Origin of the sequence: Bacillus sp. RK1064, from assembly GCF_051488405.1 — a bacterium.
Lineage (GTDB): Bacteria > Bacillota > Bacilli > Bacillales > Bacillaceae > Bacillus.
Genome location: NZ_JBPSCZ010000001.1, coordinates 1,532,030 through 1,550,450 on the forward strand (window position 1 = coordinate 1,532,030; position 18,421 = coordinate 1,550,450).

18 protein-coding genes are annotated in these 18,421 nt (G+C 41.7%); 8 read left to right on the top strand and 10 right to left on the bottom strand.

The features are described 5' to 3' along the window. Window positions 1-92 precede the first annotated feature (92 nt). The 3 genes from ACSSTM_RS08185 to ACSSTM_RS08195 all read right to left on the bottom strand — a co-directional run bounded on the left by ACSSTM_RS08185 (window position 93) and on the right by ACSSTM_RS08195 (window position 3,973). Entirely contained in the window at window positions 93-479 is a 387-nt protein-coding gene (locus ACSSTM_RS08185; RefSeq protein ID WP_034665171.1) for a DUF1992 domain-containing protein, read from the bottom strand. 79 nt (window positions 480-558) lie between these two features. Continuing rightward, entirely contained in the window at window positions 559-2,283 is a 1,725-nt protein-coding gene (locus ACSSTM_RS08190; RefSeq protein ID WP_034665174.1) for a methyl-accepting chemotaxis protein, read from the bottom strand. A gap of 31 nt (window positions 2,284-2,314) precedes the next feature. Beyond that, window positions 2,315-3,973: a pyridoxal phosphate-dependent decarboxylase family protein gene (locus ACSSTM_RS08195; RefSeq protein ID WP_095286076.1), complete on the bottom strand. Its 1,659-nt coding sequence runs from the start codon at window positions 3,971-3,973 to the stop codon at window positions 2,315-2,317. A gap of 578 nt (window positions 3,974-4,551) precedes the next feature. Between ACSSTM_RS08195 and ACSSTM_RS08200 the strand changes: the two genes are divergently transcribed. Both ACSSTM_RS08200 and ACSSTM_RS08205 read left to right on the top strand, forming a co-directional pair. Further along, complete coding sequence (locus ACSSTM_RS08200) at window positions 4,552-6,534, top strand: LTA synthase family protein (protein WP_034665184.1); 1,983 nt, start codon at window positions 4,552-4,554, stop codon at window positions 6,532-6,534. A 99-nt stretch (window positions 6,535-6,633) separates the two neighbouring features. Beyond that, window positions 6,634-7,221 (top strand): YjgB family protein, encoded by a 588-nt coding sequence (locus tag ACSSTM_RS08205; RefSeq protein ID WP_437404125.1) that lies wholly within the window; start codon window positions 6,634-6,636, stop codon window positions 7,219-7,221. A 44-nt stretch (window positions 7,222-7,265) separates the two neighbouring features. On the opposite strand, the gene ACSSTM_RS08210 is transcribed toward ACSSTM_RS08205, so the two are convergent. Next, window positions 7,266-7,769: a DoxX family protein gene (locus tag ACSSTM_RS08210; RefSeq protein WP_034665187.1), complete on the bottom strand. Its 504-nt coding sequence runs from the start codon at window positions 7,767-7,769 to the stop codon at window positions 7,266-7,268. A 195-nt stretch (window positions 7,770-7,964) separates the two neighbouring features. Here ACSSTM_RS08210 and ACSSTM_RS08215 point away from each other — a divergent pair, with 195 nt between their 5' ends. Further along, window positions 7,965-8,723, top strand: a complete 759-nt coding sequence (locus ACSSTM_RS08215; protein WP_095286073.1) for a DUF817 domain-containing protein — start codon at window positions 7,965-7,967, stop codon at window positions 8,721-8,723. Window positions 8,724-8,741: 18 nt separating this feature from the next. On the opposite strand, the gene nagE is transcribed toward ACSSTM_RS08215, so the two are convergent. Continuing rightward, complete coding sequence (gene nagE, locus ACSSTM_RS08220) at window positions 8,742-10,103, bottom strand: N-acetylglucosamine-specific PTS transporter subunit IIBC (protein ID WP_437404290.1); 1,362 nt, start codon at window positions 10,101-10,103, stop codon at window positions 8,742-8,744. A 191-nt stretch (window positions 10,104-10,294) separates the two neighbouring features. Here nagE and map point away from each other — a divergent pair, with 191 nt between their 5' ends. The 3 genes from map to ACSSTM_RS08235 all read left to right on the top strand — a co-directional run bounded on the left by map (window position 10,295) and on the right by ACSSTM_RS08235 (window position 11,601). Next, the gene (gene map / locus ACSSTM_RS08225; RefSeq protein WP_034665196.1) at window positions 10,295-11,044 is read left to right on the top strand and encodes a type I methionyl aminopeptidase; all 750 of its coding nucleotides are present in this window, start codon (window positions 10,295-10,297) and stop codon (window positions 11,042-11,044) included. Window positions 11,045-11,167: 123 nt separating this feature from the next. After that, complete coding sequence (locus tag ACSSTM_RS08230; protein WP_003214360.1) at window positions 11,168-11,329, top strand: hypothetical protein; 162 nt, start codon at window positions 11,168-11,170, stop codon at window positions 11,327-11,329. 134 nt (window positions 11,330-11,463) lie between these two features. Continuing rightward, window positions 11,464-11,601 carry a YflJ family protein gene (locus ACSSTM_RS08235; protein ID WP_003214303.1) on the top strand — a complete coding sequence of 46 codons (138 nt, stop codon included), beginning with the start codon at window positions 11,464-11,466 and terminating at the stop codon, window positions 11,599-11,601. 41 nt (window positions 11,602-11,642) lie between these two features. Here the strand turns inward: ACSSTM_RS08235 and ACSSTM_RS08240 are convergent, their stop codons facing one another. After that, window positions 11,643-12,293, bottom strand: coding sequence for an MOSC domain-containing protein (locus ACSSTM_RS08240; RefSeq protein WP_106038422.1), 651 nt, complete (start codon window positions 12,291-12,293; stop codon window positions 11,643-11,645). 122 nt (window positions 12,294-12,415) lie between these two features. Between ACSSTM_RS08240 and ACSSTM_RS08245 the strand changes: the two genes are divergently transcribed. After that, window positions 12,416-12,685: an acylphosphatase gene (locus tag ACSSTM_RS08245; RefSeq protein ID WP_170938433.1), complete on the top strand. Its 270-nt coding sequence runs from the start codon at window positions 12,416-12,418 to the stop codon at window positions 12,683-12,685. A gap of 19 nt (window positions 12,686-12,704) precedes the next feature. Here the strand turns inward: ACSSTM_RS08245 and ACSSTM_RS08250 are convergent, their stop codons facing one another. Then, window positions 12,705-13,811 (bottom strand): nitric oxide synthase oxygenase, encoded by a 1,107-nt coding sequence (locus ACSSTM_RS08250; RefSeq protein ID WP_034665210.1) that lies wholly within the window; start codon window positions 13,809-13,811, stop codon window positions 12,705-12,707. 104 nt (window positions 13,812-13,915) lie between these two features. Then, window positions 13,916-14,473, bottom strand: a complete 558-nt coding sequence (locus ACSSTM_RS08255; protein ID WP_034665213.1) for a PadR family transcriptional regulator — start codon at window positions 14,471-14,473, stop codon at window positions 13,916-13,918. 112 nt (window positions 14,474-14,585) lie between these two features. Between ACSSTM_RS08255 and ACSSTM_RS08260 the strand changes: the two genes are divergently transcribed. Continuing rightward, window positions 14,586-15,071, top strand: coding sequence for a phenolic acid decarboxylase (locus tag ACSSTM_RS08260; RefSeq protein WP_095286068.1), 486 nt, complete (start codon window positions 14,586-14,588; stop codon window positions 15,069-15,071). A 228-nt stretch (window positions 15,072-15,299) separates the two neighbouring features. Here ACSSTM_RS08260 and ACSSTM_RS08265 read toward each other — a convergent pair whose 3' ends face one another. Together ACSSTM_RS08265 and ACSSTM_RS08270 are read right to left on the bottom strand one after the other, a co-directional pair. Continuing rightward, complete coding sequence (locus tag ACSSTM_RS08265) at window positions 15,300-16,931, bottom strand: M14 family metallopeptidase (protein WP_187704398.1); 1,632 nt, start codon at window positions 16,929-16,931, stop codon at window positions 15,300-15,302. 180 nt (window positions 16,932-17,111) lie between these two features. After that, entirely contained in the window at window positions 17,112-18,410 is a 1,299-nt protein-coding gene (locus ACSSTM_RS08270) for a citrate:proton symporter (RefSeq protein ID WP_034665220.1), read from the bottom strand. Between the last annotated feature and the right edge of the window lie 11 nt (window positions 18,411-18,421).

Consider the following 18,421-nt stretch of genomic DNA (forward strand, 5'->3'; position numbering starts at 1 on the left):
TTTTATATTTGTATATACATGTAGTCAACAACAAAATGCAGCGCTTTCATAAAAAAAGCTCCCTCAATGTGCTCAGGAGAGGCAGCGTGTCATCATCTTTTTTTATGCTCCGTTAATTTTTCGTAGACCCTGTTTTTATAAAAGGAGGAGGCTGGACGGGCAAAAGTTTGGCGCTTAGATGTGAGTTCATCCAGGCGTTTTTGTTTTTCTTCACATATGAGAGAAAGTTTTTTTCTTTCCTCTCCGTCTATACTGGAGTGAAGAAGCTCTTTGACGGTCATGAGTTCTTTTTTCAGTGCTGTTTCTTCCCCAGCAAAGCCAGCATTTTTCATCATCCTGTAGCCCATTCTGAGTTCTTCAGGTACATGAGCAGCATCATCTTTAGGCAGGGGTTTGCCAAAGCCAGATAATCCTTCAAAAGCCCCGTGATCCATCGCTTTTTTGATCCGTTCTTCTGATAATCTCTGTGCAAAATCCATGGCGTTTCTCCTTTCATCTGCAACGATTTGATTAAGCATAGCAAAAAAGCTGACTCTCTCACAAGAGTCAGCTTTCTCGTTATTTATTGTCAATTTTGAAGGTAGAAACCATCTGTGCTAAGTCCTCTGACATATCAGAGAGCTGTTCAATCGCACTTGAAATTTGCTGCATGCCAGCACTTTGCTGTTCTGTTGCTGCCGCTACTTCTTGAGAGCTGGCGGCGTGTTCTTCCGATACAACCGAAATTTGTTCAATCGATGTAGAAATCGTTTGATATGCTTGCTCTACTTGCTTAATAGAAGCAAGCAAATTGTTCGTTCTTCTTGAAAACTGAGATACGCCGTCGTAAATCACAGCGAAGTTTTGTGACGTGCCTTCCATTTGTTCACGTCCTTCTTCCACTGCTTTACTGCTTTCCTCTACGCTTTCAAGAACACGCTGACTGTTTTCCTGTGTGCCGATGACGAGGTCTGAAACGGTTTTAGCCGCATCCGCTGATTGCTCAGCTAACTTACGCACCTCATCTGCCACAACGGCAAACCCTTTTCCTTCTTCTCCAACACGTGCCGCTTCAATTGAAGCATTCAGTGCAAGCAGATTCGTTTGCGCTGAAATGTCCGTAATAATCGAGATGACACTTTCAATCTCCGTGGAATGAGATTGTAATTCTTCTGCTGCCTGCTTTGAGTTGGTCATCTTGTCATGTAACATATTCAGATGCTCAAGCACATGATTCACTAGTTTTTGACCAGATTCTGACTGCTCTTGTACGTCAGATGAAACAGATTTCATTTCATCGACTTCTTTTGTGACACCTTCGATTTGAGTATCGATCTCTGCAACGGATGTTGTACAATCCGTAATATTTGCGACAGAATCATTGATTCCTTCACTCATATTCGTCATGGCTTCTGACACTTGCTGCGCACTTTGACTCGATTCATTCGTTACGGTGCGAAGCTGTGAGGACATTTTCGACACTTCACTAGATGAGTTTGAGATCTTCGCAATGAGCTCTTTGATCCGCCCCTGCATCTTTTGGAAGGATGCGGCAAGTTGACCGATCTCATCTTTACTTTCAACCTCTACCATTCCAGTTAAATCACCGTCAGCAATTCGGTTCGCTGATTCCATCAATGAACGTGCTGGTTTCGCAATTCTTCTGCCCATGATAAAGGAGAAAAACAACCCACCGATGAGCACAATAGCAGATGCAACCGTGATATAGATCGTCAGCTTCTTCGTTGTTTCAGGCACAACAGATGCATCTAAATCAATTCCTAAAATCCCCGTCAGTTCACCGCCTGAATCTTTGATTGGCAAAAAGACTGATTTATGTGTACCAAATGAGTCTTTGTAAATATCACTTTTGATCATTTTATCTTCAGAAAGTGCTTGTTTCATCTCATCTGAAAAGGCATAATCTTGATCAAAATCATTTTCTTCCCCAGTTAATATAATAATTCTTTCTTTGCCGCCTTTATTAGATAGCACGTATAAGTTCTCAAGCGTATGATCTTCTTGAAGCTCCTTGAATTTCTTTTTGACCTCCACATAAAGGGGATCATCCTTCCCGCTAATGCCAAGAACGTTTCCATCCAAATTATCGATTTCTTTCTTTGCAGTATCAATATCTGTTGTTAATCGATAATCAAATTGCTTTAATAACTGGGATGATAAATCCTGGCTGACTAGATAAAATGTTAAAACGAATAGTGCAACGGTTGCGAGTAATGTTACGACAACGACTGACATGATTTTAGAGGATATCGTGTACCCTCCAAATTTCCTTTGTTTCGCCATTTTTTCCTACATCTCCACTCTCAGATTTGATTTAAGCATGTACATGTTCAAATTGTCCACAAACAGATGCGATCACATCTTTTAAATAAGATACGATATGTGGGATATGCTCTGGTAACGTATAAGGTGAGATAACAAAAAACTTACTAACACTTAGATAGAATTCTTGTCCTTCTTTTGCATTTACAAGTAAAAACTTCGTTGTATCGCCAAAGAACATTTCGTCTCTTTTCTCTCCAAGCTTTTCAAACAGCATTTTGTTCAATTCATTATTCCGCTCAATTTCCATTGCAGTCGCTTCGCCTGAAATCTCTTCTTGAAAACGCGGTGAGCCGTCTAGGTAAATTCTAAATAATGTAGCCATTCCGACGTTGTCATCATTCACGACTTCAGCTTGCGGAATTTCTTGACTGAGTGCTTCTCTAAAGGCAAGGTTCACCTCTAGGAATTGACCGAGCAAGCGCTGGTAGCCTTCAATTCCAAACGTTAACAGCACACTCAGCATACTGATAGAGCTTCCCATTCTTGAGCATTCCAGTGTATAACCCGTATGGTATTCGCCGTAGCCTCTATGACCAACATATGGTGTCTCTTGTTCTTCCAGATCTAAACGCTTTAGGTCAGCAGCATTTTTCACTAAGAATAAACTAGATGTGTAAGGTGTTTGGCCGAGCTTTTGAAAGTCAAAGCACATCGTGTCAGCAAGAGAAAGATGCTGGAATTTCGCTTTGATTTCTTTTAGCATACGAAGAACACCGTATGAGAATTGCAGCGGGTTTTCAGCTACATCATACTCATTAAAGAAAGCAAAAAATCCGCCGAGCGCTGAATCCGCATGAATATGCGGCACCTGTAGACCATACTCCTCAGCAATGGCTTCTGCTGTTTCACGTACCCCTTTTACATCATCAATTGCAATGGCATCTGTTGTTCCGGTTGTTGCGACAATATAAACGGGAATTCCGCCATTTTGTGCAACACGTTCCATTTGACAACGCAAATCTTCCATATCCATCGAATGATCTTTATTCGTCTTAATTCTGATCAAATTGTCTGTGCCAAGTCCTGTTGCTTCCATTGACTTAAATAAGCTGTAATGTGCAGCATCAGAACAAAACGCATAAAGATTTTGCGGGACACCTTTCCGTAGTGACTCCGGCGCAACTTTTGCAATCGCTAAACGTAGTCCTGAGAAAATGGCTCCCTGACCTCCCCATGTTGTATATCCCCCGCTCACACTTGGATCATATCCGATGAGCTTAGACATCATTGAGACCACTCTGACCTCAGCTTCCGCTCCTGCTGGTCCATAAACATCCCATAGGTTGTTTCCATTTACCAGCATGGCCGTCAGCATGCCTAGAATTCCTGGTGTACTTGCCATTGGCAAAATGTTCGTGAAGAAATACTTTGTGTGGTATGGATGGTTATGTAAAAGCTTCAGTAATTCTTCATTCACAAGTTCCGCTTGTTGGCCGTTCACCGGAATTTGACTTGTTTCAGTGAGCTTTTGGTAAAAATCTTCTCCACGATTCTTTTCACCCTTTAGGTGTGCACGGTTCGGATCTTTCAGATGATCGACCCCTGAAACAATCTGCTCCATCAATTTGATGAGTTCTTTACGCTCTGCTGCATTTCCGTCCTCACTCGGAAACCAGTTCTGAACGAGGTTCTCTGCTCGTACAGTCATATACTATCAATCCTTTCAATGGAAGATTTCCTGTCAAAGTCTATATCGACCCCAATTTAAAAGTTTATAGTCTCGAAATGTTCACTTAAGTATATTTAGATAATTTGTTCATTCATCAAAATAAATAAAACCCTTACAAAACACATCGAAAACATTATGTTGATGAAACAAAAAAATATATTGATATATCTCATAGAAGGAAATTTCATCCATGTTCCTCCTCCATTCTTTTTCTCATTTTTTTTACTTAACCTGCATAAACATTAAGAAACACTGGAAATACTCTCTAAATCATCATTGTAGAAACCAAATTAATTCTTTAGGCTTGTGTCTTTTTACCTGTTTTATTGATATAGCAACTGGGAAATTGCTGAATTTTCTGTTAATAATAGGATGAATTTCATAAAAAGTTTTTCGAAGAGCGAATATTTTCGTTTTCTTCCCTTTTATTGCTCGGACAGGCTGCTGACGCTCTTCTCCGGTTAACACTTTTCTATTTGAGCATTTCATGGTATATTCTAATGGTTCGTTTTCTTTCGTTCCGCCTCTTCCGTGTATCGGAGAAAAGGAGTGTTTTTATGAAAACATTTATTCAAAAACGAGGCCTCGGCTTCTTTGTTATTGCAGCCATCTTACTTTGGCTCAAAACGTATTCAGCGTATTTAATTGAATTTAAACTTGGTATATCAAATGTGCTTCAGCATATTTTGCTTTTCGTGAATCCTATTAGCTCCAGCTTGTTCTTTCTTGGCTTTGCTTTATTGTTCAAGAAAAAATGGCAGCCTGCCGCTATCATTGTGATTCATTTTTTCATGTCTTTTTTACTATACGCAAACATCGTGTACTATCGATTCTTCAATGACTTTATCACGCTGCCTACCGTGATGCAGGCAGGAACGAATGGCGGACAATTAGGTGATAGTGCATTTTCACTCATGCGTTGGACTGATATGTTTTACTTTATGGATACAATCATTTTGATCGTACTCGCAGTCCGCATGAAAAAGCAGCAGCAAACAAGTACAGCTACTGTACCTGTTCAAAAGTCAAAATCGTTTAGACTCGTCCTTGTGTCCTCTGTTGTGATCTTTGTGATGAACTTAGTCGCCGCAGAGATTGATCGACCAGAGCTTTTATCAAGATCGTTTGACCGCAATTATTTAGTTAAATATTTAGGTGCTTATAATTTTACTGTGTTTGATGCCATTCAAAATGTGAAATCAAACAGCCAGCGTGCTCTGGCAAATTCAAATGACGTGACAGATGTAGAGAACTATTTAAAAGCGAACAGCGCTGATCCTAACCCGGCGTATTACGGGAAAGCGAAAGGCATGAACGTGATCACCATTTCTCTTGAATCTCTGCAAAACTTTGTCATTGATTACAAAGTAAACGGAAAAGAAGTGACGCCATTCCTTAATTCATTGGCACACGACAACCAAACGTTTTACTTTGATAACTTCTTCCATCAAACAGGACAAGGAAAGACGTCTGATGCTGAATTTATGATGGATACTGGGCTATTCCCATTATCACAGGGCTCTGTTTTTATTAACAAAGCGCAAAACACGTATCAAGCACTTCCTGGCATCTTGAAGAAGGATCAATACACGTCAGCAGAATTCCACGGCAATACGAAAACCTTCTGGAACCGTAATGAAATGTTTAAGTCGTTTGGATATGACAGATTTTACGATTCTGAGTACTACGATATGAATGAGCAAGATACGAAGAACTATGGGCTGAAAGACAAACCTTTCTTCAAAGAATCCATGCCAATGCTCGAAAACTTGAAGCAGCCGTTTTATTCGAAATTCATTACGTTATCGAACCATTTCCCATTTGGAATGGATGAAGGTGATACCGATTTCGAACCTGGTGACTTCGGAGACTCTGTCGTCAATAACTATTTCCAATCGGCTCATTATTTAGATGAAGCCATTGAACAGTTCTTCAACGACTTGAAAAAATCAGGTCTCTATGACAATACAGTCGTCATTATGTACGGAGACCATTACGGCATTTCTGAAAATCACAATGAAGCGATGGAAAAAGTGACAGGACAAAAAATCGGAGATTATGAAAATGCGCAGCTCATGCGTGTGCCGCTCTTTATTCATGTACCAGGGGTAAAAGGCGGACAGATTCATAAATACTCTGGAGAAGTCGATATCGCACCAACCCTTCTGCACCTGCTCGGCGATGATACGAAGAACTATTTAATGTCTGGTTCTGATATCTTATCGAAGAACTTCAAAGAGCTTGTGCCATTTAGAAACGGTGACTTCGTCTCTAAGGACTACACAAAAGTAGGCAATAACTATTACAGCAACAAAACAGGCGAGAAAATTGAGCCGACTGATAAAGCATCACAAGAAAATGAAACGGTGAAAAAGATGCTGGAGACATCTGATAAGATCGTCACCGAAGATTTACTCCGTTTCTACAAGCCTAAAGGCTTTACACCGATTGACCGCAATCAATATGACTATACAAAGAAAGTACAGGATGAAGAAGATTCCTCTTCCGCCAAAGATGAATCCAGCTCTTCATCAAAATAACTTTCTCATTTTAAGAACCAGCCGATCCCTGATCAGCTGGTTCTTTTCACGTTTGACCGCTATTGCACCGGGTATAGAAAGAAGAAGGAGGGATTTATCTTGAAAAAAACAACCGCTTTTGTCGTGACTGTTTCACTCGCTTCGTCCGCCCTAATTGGTTTCAGCCCTGCGGTCTCAGCACACGCCATGACCAAAACAGCAGTAGAACAATCCGTTCCTCAAGGTCCGAAAAACACATTAAACAACGTGTATGAGCTGGCACATAAAGGACAAATGCCGTACTATGCAGAAGGACTAAAAATTGGTGTTCAAACAAAAAAAGACGTTCATCATAAACTAGGAAATCCATATCCAGAAACAGGTCACAGCAGCTTTGATTTGTATCATGCTGAAATGGGGAATCCGGGATTTGCTTTTCATTATGATGCAAAAGGCAAAATTGACGAAATCCGTTATTTCGGTACAAATGTAGAAAAAGAAACGAATATCGGCGGGATGACCCCTTCCCTATTAAAGAAACAACTTGGACCAGCGGATTCGGTCAGCACCATCCCTCAGACAAAAGAGAAAAAATACGTGTATCGAACTGGAGATTATGAGCTTGAATTTATCGTCGGCCATGACCCAGATATAAATCAGCATAAACTCACCGTCCTGCATATTAACCTGATGAAAGCCGATTCCTAAATAAAAAAGCATCCTGAGCAGAAGCTGAGGATGCTTTTTCTTTATTATGAAGCCACTTCTAAATGCGGCTTTCTTTTCATTGTTCGTTTCAAGACTGGACCTGCGACATAATCAAGTCCAAATTTGCCTGCATTCCCTTTCGCTGCCATGATGACGATGGCAATGAGCAAGAGAAGCGGGTTGACAGAGACGGTACCAGCTAGTAAGAAAGAGACATTCATCACGCTTCCGAAAAAGGCTGCAGTTGTTGTGAACAATCCAACGATTAATCCTAGACCTACTAAGATTTCTCCCCACATGACCATGGCACTGAATAGTCCCGCATTCGGCAAAGCGACATTTTCTAAAAACCATACATAGAACGGATACACTAAATGGCCATCTTTGACAACAGGTTCAGCTATCGCAAATTGTAAATATCCTGATGCATCGAATCCGCCTGTTAGTTTTCCTATACCAGATGTCAGCCAAGTCCATCCGATATAAAGTCTTGCTGCCAAAAGGATAACCGCTGCCCATACATTCGTTTGTAAGAATTTTGTAAACATGATGATGCCTCCTTTTAATTTATGTGAAATATTTCACATTATATTTATGATCTTATTATACTATGCCGTTTCTAATTTGTGATCTTTTTCACATAGATATTCACAAATTGTTCATGAATATCTATGTGATGTAAACTTTTCCCTTGCTAAAACCGTCTAAGTCATTTCAGACAATAAGAAGGGGTTTAACTTTGTATGAAAACATTATTCCATTTTGCTTACTTACAGGCGATGTCGTGTCTATTCCCCGTCATGATCTTTGCGGCGCTTGCCCTATCAAAGATGGTGGCTATTCCTTTTCTTCACCGGTATGATTTCATTCTACTGCTTTGCCTCCTGGCACAGATTCTCATGCTGACGCTTCGGCTGGAGACATTGAATGAACTGAAGGTGATTTGTCTATTTCACCTCATTGGAATTGGCTTAGAAATGTATAAAGTACATATGGGTTCTTGGTCCTATCCTGAAGAAGCTTATACGAAGGTCTTTGGGGTTCCGCTCTATAGCGGGTTTATGTATGCGAGTGTAGCAAGCTATATTTATCAGGCACTGTCCCGACTTCAAGTGCAGATGGCTTCATGGCCCCATCCGTTTTTTTCAATCGGGATCAGTTTGTGCATTTATCTCAATTTCTTTACGCATCATTGGCTCTATGATCTCAGGTGGTGGCTGACATTGCTGCTTGTTGTCGTGTTTCGAAAAACGTCCGTCTCGTTTCAGGTTGGCTCTTCTACCTTTCGAATGCCGCTTGTCGTCTCATTTCTGCTGATTGGTTTCTTCATTTGGATTGCCGAAAATGTCACCACCTTTTTAGGAGCATGGCAATATCCAAATCAACAGCACGCTTGGTCTCTCGTACATCTTGGGAAAATCAGTTCTTGGTTTTTACTTGTTGTAATCAGTATTGTGCTGGTGATCGAACAGCGCAAACAAAAAAACGTTCAGCCCATTTGACCTGGCTGAACGCTTTTTTCAATCTCGATCGACTTCCTTGCGGAGATCATCTGCGACAAATTCTACATTCGTTCCAATGATGATTTGTACGGAGGATTTCCCTGAAGTCAGTACCCCTTTGGCACCTGCTTTTTTCAATGTGCCTTCATTTAATAAATGTGTATCTTCTACTGTTAAACGTAGACGAGTGGCACAATGATCAATCGTGGTGATATTGTCTTTGCCGCCAAGTCCCTCTACAAGCATACTCGCACCTGCCGTCTTCGTATCATCGGCTGCAATATCTTCAATGTCAACATCTTCCCTGCCTGGTGTTTTGAGCTTTAACAGTTTAATGAGGAAATAGAAAACGACAAAGTACACAATGCCATAAAGCACCCCAACTCCGAGCAGCATGAGTGGTTTTTGTGCGATGCCAAAGCTTAAAACGTAATCAATCGCTCCTGCTGAAAAGGCGAAGCCGCTATGAATTCCAATGGTGTTCACAATAAAGAGCGAAAGACCTGTTAGCACAGCATGGACACCATATAAGAGTGGAGATAAAAACATAAATGAAAATTCAATTGGTTCAGTGATCCCTGTAATAAATGACGTAAGCGCCATCCCAATCATCAAGCCAGCTGTAGCTTTTCGCTTTTCAGGCTTTGCGGTCACAACCATGGCTAGACATGCCGCTGGCAGACCGAACATCATCACTGGGAAGAACCCGGTCATAAAGACACCCGCACTTGGATCTCCTTTAAAGAATCGCGCTAGATCCCCTGTTGCCCCGCTGAATTCCCCGAATTGAAACCAAAATAAGTTATTCAGCACATGATGAAGCCCTAATGGAATGAGCAATCGGTTAAAGAAACCAAACAGCCCTGCACCCGTCGCACCAAGACTTAAAATCCATTCCCCTAAACCATTGATCCCGCTTTGAATCGGAGGCCATACATATCCGAAAACGGCTGCTAATAGAATGGTGAAAAGTGCGGTCATAATGGGCACAAGCCGTCTTCCGCTAAAGAACCCTAAGTATTCCGGCAGTTTTGTATCCTTGAAGCGATTGTACACATACCCTGCCAATAGCCCGCATAAAATACCGCCCAATACCCCCATATTGTTCGTTGAGTTAATCGACGTTGTACCAGCTGATAAAATAAAATAAGAGATCGCACCTGATAATGCCGCTGCCCCATTACCATCCTTTGCAATGCCGATCGCTATACCCATTGCAAAAATTAAAGCCAAGTTTGCAAAAATAGCATTCCCTGCCGCATGAATAAACGGGATATCGAATACATCCTCCCGCCCAATAGCCAAAATAATCCCTGCTGCCGGAAGCACAGCGATTGGAAGCATAAATGATTTGCCTAGCTTTTGAAAAAACTGAAACACCATTTGCCTTCTCCCCCTTTGTCTTCATCATGACCAAACGTTCATGATGTTCATAAAAAATATATCATATGCACATCTAGTTATCTATACCAATTTGTCCACATTCATTTGACATTCCGCTCTTTACTCTTTTCGCGTAAAATGTGGTAAGCTATTGAATAGAATGAAGTTATAGAAAGCGGGAATGAACAGTGATTGTCAAACATGATCATGAGTTAGAAGCCTTAAAAAAAGTCGGTCGAATTGTCGCTTTGGCAAGAGAAGAAATGAAAAGCCAAGCGAAACCAGGCATGTCTACAAAAGAATTAGATTTGATTGGAAAAAAAATATTAGAAGAGCATGGGGCCAATTCGGCGCCTGAAAAGGAATATGACTTCCCTGGGACGACTTGTATCAGCGTGAACGATGAAGTTGCACACGGTATTCCAAGTGAAAAAACCATTTTACAAGAGGGCGACCTCATCAATATTGATATCTCAGCAGAGCTGGACGGCTATTATTCCGATACCGGCATTTCATTCGTATTAGGTACAGGTGATGCTCGTCTTGAAGCATTATGCCAGTGTGCAGAGGATGCATTCCTCGAAGGATTAAAGCATGCAAAAGCCGGTAAAAGACAAAACCAAATTGGCCGTGCGGTCTACAATACAGCCAAAGAACAAGGATTTACCGTCATTAAAAACCTAACAGGACACGGCATTGGGAAAAATCTGCATGAAGCACCCAACCATATTTTGAACTATTATGATCCATTCGATAATGCTTTGTTTAAGAATGGCACAGTGATCGCCTTCGAACCTTTTATTTCAACAAATGCTGAATCGATTTATCAGACTGATGACGGCTGGACATTTAAAACACCAGATAAAAGCCTAGTGGCACAGATTGAACATACCATTGTGATCACAAAAGACGAACCCATTATTTTAACGAAGCTGTAAGCCAGCAGGTCCCCTTCTTCACTGGAGGGGTTTTTTTCGTTTCCCTTTCACGAATCTGTCACGACTAAACAAAAATGCCTGTGGTAAAATAGGCAAAGATATGCGAAAGGGGTCTTATTTGATATGTGGTTCATCATCATAGGAGTTATCTTTTTGATAGAAAGTATCATCTTAACGGTTGTAGGTATTAAGAAAAAACAATCCATGATGACTTATCTTGGTATTGTCATCATGATTATGACGGTCGGCATGATCATCGTTACCCTCAACCCGCCAAATTCATAAATGATTATTTCCAGCATATACATGGATCATAGGCAGATAGAATCAGTTTTCATTTCTTAACCCCTGCACACTTTTCACGTCCTTTTTTGAGATGTTACAATGCAGGCAGTTTCAATTGAAAGGAGTTTTCTATCATGCATTATGGTAGCAAAGGCTGGTATGTCGAAGAATTAAAGAAGCTTGGTGTGACCAAGCATGAAGGAAGAAAGCTTCAAAGCTTAAAAACATATTTCCTTGCAAATCTTCTTGAGCAAAAGAAACCTAGCTCATAAACGCTTAAAGCCGTACATCAGCATAAGATGTACGGCTTTTTTTAAATGTGCTGAATTCGTTTTTCTAAAGACTTCCTCACCACATCTGCTAAGGCATCTACTGCAAGAACGGCTTTCAGCCTCTCTGGACTTGTTTGACGATATTTGACCTCGTTCACTTCATGGACTGTAATGTGATGGGGCGCTTTTTCTACTAATACAAGAGAACCATCAGGCGGCACTATGCCTTCTTTCAGCACCCGTAAATAAAAACCGGTATACCCCGTTTGCTGTACTTCCTTGACAAGCTTCATGTTAGCGTGCTTAAAAGATAGTTTCACACACGGCTGTCTTGGCTGGCTCACTTCAACAAGTGCTTCTCCAAGTTGAAAGACATCGCCAATACGCACCTTCGTCTCGACTAGCTTGCGCACTGTCAGATTTTCGCCAAACGCAGCTTCCTGTAATGTAACCCCTAAAAATTGCTCGAAGTAAGCATAATGATCATATGGAAAGACGCAGACGGCTTTATCATATCCTCCATGATGAACCAAATCACCTTGGCTATCTCCCTCAAAATTGACCTTACTCAAATATACAGGCTCATGAATACGCTTTTTGTTGATGGCTGTTTTGATTTCTTTTCCGTTCGCATAGGTCGTGATGGGTTGTCCTACTTGGATTCCTACTATGTCATATCTCTTCTGTCCCACGATGACCATCTCCTTTGGTTGTCTCATGCCTATTATTTTACATCGTTAGACAATTAAATCATAGTCGATGCGTGAAGGTCAGATACATGCTATGGTACGATGAGAAAAAAGGAGAGATGACATTGATTCATTATCATGCCATTGTCACAGGACGGGTGCAGGGAGTCGGTTTTCGCTATTTTGTACAAGGCGAAGCAGTCAATCGCGGGATGAAAGGCTGGGTACGCAACACAGATGAAGGTCATGTCGAGTTAAAGGTAGAGGGTGAGCAGCAAAAGGTGCTTGATTTCTTAAAGACCGTTCGAAAAGGAAGCCCTTTTTCAAAGGTCACAGATATGCAGATGGAGCCGCTCACTGAGTTAGCTCATTATAAGGATTTTCGAATAAGGTAATCAAAAAACCTAGCTCTCGCTAGGCTTTTTCTGTCCCATGGTAGGGCTTTTCCTGATAAAAATAATTCGGCTTCACAATGGTATTGTCGTAATGCTTGTGGAAGATGTGGGTAGCAGCTGGTGATACTGGCGGAATCAGCCATGTCCAGTCCCCAGTCAGCTTGCGGTCAGCCTTTTCTTCCTGCTTTTCAAACTGTTTGAATTGATGTGCTGCTGTATGGTGATCAACAATGGTCACCCCTGCTTCTCGGTAAGAATGGAGAACCGCCACATTCAACTCAACAATGGCTTTGTCCTTCCAAAGCGACGCATTCTTTGTCGTGTCCAGCCCTAAAATAGAAGCAACTTTTTTCAACATATTGTAGCGATTTTCATCGGCTAGGTTACGTGCGCCAATTTCTGTACCCATATACCATCCGTTAAACGGTGCCGCATTGTAATGAATACCGCCAATCTCTAATTTCATATCAGCAATAATCGGAACGGCGTACCATTTCAATCCTAAATCACGAAATCCTTCATATTCAGGATGGGTAATCTCGACTTCTTGGACGATTTCTTTCGGAAGCTCATACAGAACGGGCGGCTGATCCTTTAGCTGAAACATGAGAGGCAGAATATCAAAATGCGTGCCCTCCCCTTTCCAGCCATGGGCTTCACACAACTTTGTCAATTCAAGAGATGCCTCGTCGCCAATGATGCCATACTCCGTCTCATAGCCTGCATAACGAACGAGCTGATGATTATAAATGACGACTTCCTTTTGCGAATGATTTTCTGGAGGAAAGATCGTAATGGATGGTTTGATTTTCCCGCCATTTGTCGCATACTCAATATGATGAAAGAGTGCCTCTTTCACCTCTTCTTCTGTCTTCACATGCCGGCAGTCGTGAACTTGCAGGGTTGACCAAAACAAACGGCCAATGCAGCGGTTGCTGTTGCGCCACGCCATTTTCGCCCCGTGCGCCAATTCCTCTTGTGTGTGAGTATACATCCCTTTAGAGTCAATTTCTTGTTTTATTTCATGCAGACGTGCTGCTTTCTCTTCATTTGACTTGCTTAATTCTTCATAGCATAAAGAAATAAAAGCTTCTGCTTCATTCCACAACGCTTCTTGATTACTCAAACATACTCGCCTCACTTTAATACGAATATATCCATTGTAGCGGTTTCTATTAATAAATTCACTGGTTTCAAACCATTTTTTATCATATCATCCGACCATTGTCCTTAGAGCGCGGATGAATCAATCCGTTTAAGGGTCTGCTCGAGCCAGCGGACATAGCCTTTTTCTCTTTCAATTGCCCTTGTCAGCACTAAGTAATGCCCAAATTGCGCTGAATGAAGCGATTCAGCGGCAGGGTCTTCCTCCGTTAAAGCGTGCAGCTTCTGTTCTAGCATGTCTATTTTTTTGGTGCGCTCTAGCAGTTGATGTGTAAACAAGTCAGCCGCTTCTTTGTTGTCCATGGAAGAGATGAAAAATGTTTTGAGCATGAATTCATCCTTTGTTGTTTCTGGTATCGGGTCTTTTGTCCTTAACCACTGATGCAATTCTGCTTTCCCTGCCTCTGTGATTTGATAAACCTTCTTCTCCAGCTTCTTTCCTTGTATACGAATATCAAATTCAATAAACCCTTCTTCTGTGAGACGCTTCAGCTCAGGGTAAATTTGGCTGTGCTTCGCACTCCAAAACTGTCCAAGGGAATCCTTAAAATGTTTGGTTATATCATATCCCGTCAGCTCACACTGATCTAGTAAACCAAGAATGGCATATTTTAAAACTCTCATGATGTGCCTCCAACGCTTATTCTTTGACAATAGTATACCATAGACTTTAAAATAAACATGTAAATCATGACATGTTTGAAATAACATCATTTTAATGAAAGAAGGAATAAACATGGATCAATTCGTTGGACTTCATATGATTTATACGTATGAAAATGGCTGGGAATATGAGATTTACATTAAAAACGATCACACCATTGATTACCGCATTCATAGCGGAATGGTTGGAGGCCGCTGGGTCCGTGATCAAGAAGTGAATATTGTGAAGCTGACAAAAGGCGTTTACAAAGTTTCTTGGACAGAACCAACTGGGACAGACGTCTCTCTGAACTTTATGCCTGAAGAAAAACGCATGCATGGCGTCATCTTCTTCCCAAAATGGGTGCATGAACGTCCAGATATCACAGTTTGCTATCAAAATGACTATATCGATCTCATGAAAGAATCTCGAGAAAAATACGACACCTATCCAAAATATGTTGTTCCAGAATTTGCGGACATTACGTATATCCATCATGCAGGTGTAAATGACGAAACCATTATCGCCGAAGCACCATATGAAGGCTTGACTGATGAAATAAGAGCTGGACGAAAATAAAAAAGCGGCACGCACTGTGCCGCTTCTAGATTGTAGACAAAGGGCTAAAAATGATGTTTATTTTAGCCCTTTGTCTTCTTTTCAGCGTGATAGAAAACCTTTGCAGTCTAGGAAGGACGAGCACCGAAGCGGAGCGAATTTAACATTCGTGAGCATCGGCGCACAGGACTGACACCGAATGCGAGGGTTTGTCTACACGCTGAGGGCTAAAATAATTTTAGCCCTTTTTTATTTAATGCCTAACGTCTTTTTAGATAGCAAGAACCGGTACACTGGGAGTTCATCGCCTACTTTTGAAGCAATAAACCCAGATGACATATAGCTGTCTTTTGATTCTGGCTCAAGGGCAAGTGACAATAAATTCGTTTGCGGCTGCGCCGTGATATATACCTTTGTCCCTTTTGGCAGCTGACGTTTCTTTTGGGTGAGTTCTGTTTCAAGCTGAATATCTGTTTTGCTCTTTTCGTCTCGTTTTGTTACTTGATAGGCTTGTACCGGTACTTTCACGCCGACAGGCAATGTGACACTTTTTAACCCTAAAGTTTTCAGCTTCCGTTCTACCCCTTCATGCCCAGGTAAAACGAGATAAGCTGTCGGTCGTTCTCTCGACATGACAGGAACAGCATCGCTCGCACTGTGAAAGCGTACAGGGATATTGATGGTCCGTCCTTTTTCAATATCCACCATTTCAAGCGAATCATCCATTGGCGCTTTGAAATCATCTTGAATAACCACTTGATCGTCATCATTTGATTGGAGTCCTTTTTTCACCAGCTTCAGTCGCTCCGTCACCATTTGCTGCTTCACCTGCTTAGCATGCTTCACCGTTGTTTCAATGATTTTTTCATGTGTGGTGACTTGTGCTGCGACGCGGCGGGTAAAATCCTCTCTTCCAATTCCAATCCCTCTGCTTTCTACAAGAAATGACAAAGCTGGCGAGAGCGCCAAGGCATTTCGGCCAATTCGTGCATCCGTTCCGCCTTCATAGAGATCGATCTTTCCATCCTTTCCTCTTGTGCTTGTATAATATAAATCATTCGAAAATCCTTGATTTGTCAGCGTTTCACGGACGCCGCTCACGTATAATTCATTTGACGTGAGCCGGATGCTTTCTGGAATATTCAAGTTCTTGCCTGATAATATCAGTAAATCGTGATATTTGAGGGCACCCGCTGAGCCGATATCATCAAACTGCTTTTGTCCTACATCGTATTCATGGGCATCAATGACTACTTCTGGTGCATACCGATTAAATTCTTGATGCAGGGCTGTGAGCTCTGGAGATTCTAATGTCATATGATCACGGTTTCCATCCGTTCCGTTTGCAAGCCTGCGGTCAAACGCATAAGAACCATCAGGATTGATTCTCGGGACAATGATCATATTCACATGATTGAGTATACGCTCTCCTTGTTCACCTGCTAATCGTTTTGCGATGACGAGAGCAGATTCACCGGAGGCTGGTTCATTTCCGTGTATTTGTGCTTGAAGCCAGATCGTTGGCTTTTTTGAAAGTGGAGAGATATGACGATCCTTTGTAAAGTAGAGAGCTGAAATGGACCGTCCTTCAATGGATGTTCCAATCTGTTTCTGCGTAGCGTAAGGACTTTTGCGGACAATATCACGCAAGAATTCTTGAAGCTCTTCTTGTGTTGTAAAGGCTTCTCCTTTTTTCTGAAAGGCAGGGGTGTCGAACGTCTCGTCAGGTTCAGGGTATAGCTTCTTCACTGAGGCCGGCTGTTCATAACTCTTTCCAAAATAAGGGGTATCTGCATGAGCTGAAGCTGGGCTCACCATCGACAAACTTCCTGCTATGAGGCATACAGCAGTAAAAAGAATCGTGCCTTTTCGTTTGGACATGCTATCCTCTCCCTTCGTTGATTTGCATTATAAAGAAAAAAACAGTAAAAGTGTCAGTATTTTTCAAAAATATATCTTTTGGAGGAACAGACATGTTTTTTGTATAGGGCAAATGAATCGAGCCTGCTCGGCAATATGACCTAAAAAAAGTGCCTGCTCAAGTAGCAGACACTCTTTTATTTACCAAATGGAGATGGCCCCAATGAGTATCGACATGACCGTCATGGCGACGACTGCAAGTACAGCCCATTTCATGCCAAACTTCTGATGCTGATCCAGTGATACCCCAACAAGTCCAACAAGTAAATGAGTCGATGGAACAAGTGGGCTTAGCATATGAATCGGCTGACCAATAATAGAAGCTCTCGCGATTTCGATTTTATCAACACCGTATGCTGCCGCTGTTTCTGATAGGATCGGCAGGACCCCATAAAAGTATGCATCATTCGGCATAAAGAACGTAAATATCCCGCTCGTTAACGCAACAATGACTGGAATGAAGCCGCCAAGCTGCTCTGGAATGGCAGATACAATCGAAATCGCCATTTCATCGACCATTTTCGTTCCAGTTAAGATACCTGTAAAAACCCCTGCCGCAAAAATCATAGAGGCAATGGCTAAGACGTTGGTTGAATGAGCCGCAATCCGCTCACGCTGCTGTTCAAGGTTCGGATAGTTCACGATAATCGCCACACAGAAAGCAAGAACAAATAGAACCGTTAAGCTGACTTTTCCTGAGACAAGAAGGAGCACCAATAACAACGTAAGCGTCAAGTTAAACCACCAAAGTTTCGGCCGCTTGATGTCATCCTGCAGTGCCGCTGCCATTTCATTTGCATGAATCGGCTGGTCGAGCTCAATGACACCAAGACGTTTTCTTTCAGACTTCCCAAGAAAGTATGCCACCACAATCATGCTCAAAACCCCTGCACCAATGACTGGAATCATCGGGCCAAATAAAAGTGAAGGATCAACGCCAAGTGCACTCGCCGCTCTAGGTGTGGCACCTCCCCATGGAATTGTATTCATAATCCCCATGCCAACTCCGGCAATCCCCGCTAAAATAATCGGACGGATGCCAAGCAGCGTAAATAACGGAAGCATCGCTGTTGTTGTAATCATGTACGTTGTTGTCCCGTCACCATCAAGTGCAACAAGCATGGTCAGGACAGCTGTTCCGACGACAATTTTTAATGGATCACCTTTGACAATGTTTAAAATTTTCGCCACCATTGGATCAAATAAACCAGCATCAATCATAATGCCAAAGTACAAAATCGCAAACATAATCATGACCGCTGTCGGTGCGACTTGCTGTACACCTTTGACAATCATGTCTGAAATTTCAGTAAAATGAAAACCTGCAATAAGAGCAAATGCAATTGGTGTTAACACCAATGCCGTTAAAACAGACATACGTTTCGTCATAATCAAAACCATAAATACAACCATCATAAGAAATCCTAAGATTGCTAACACTTTGTTCACCC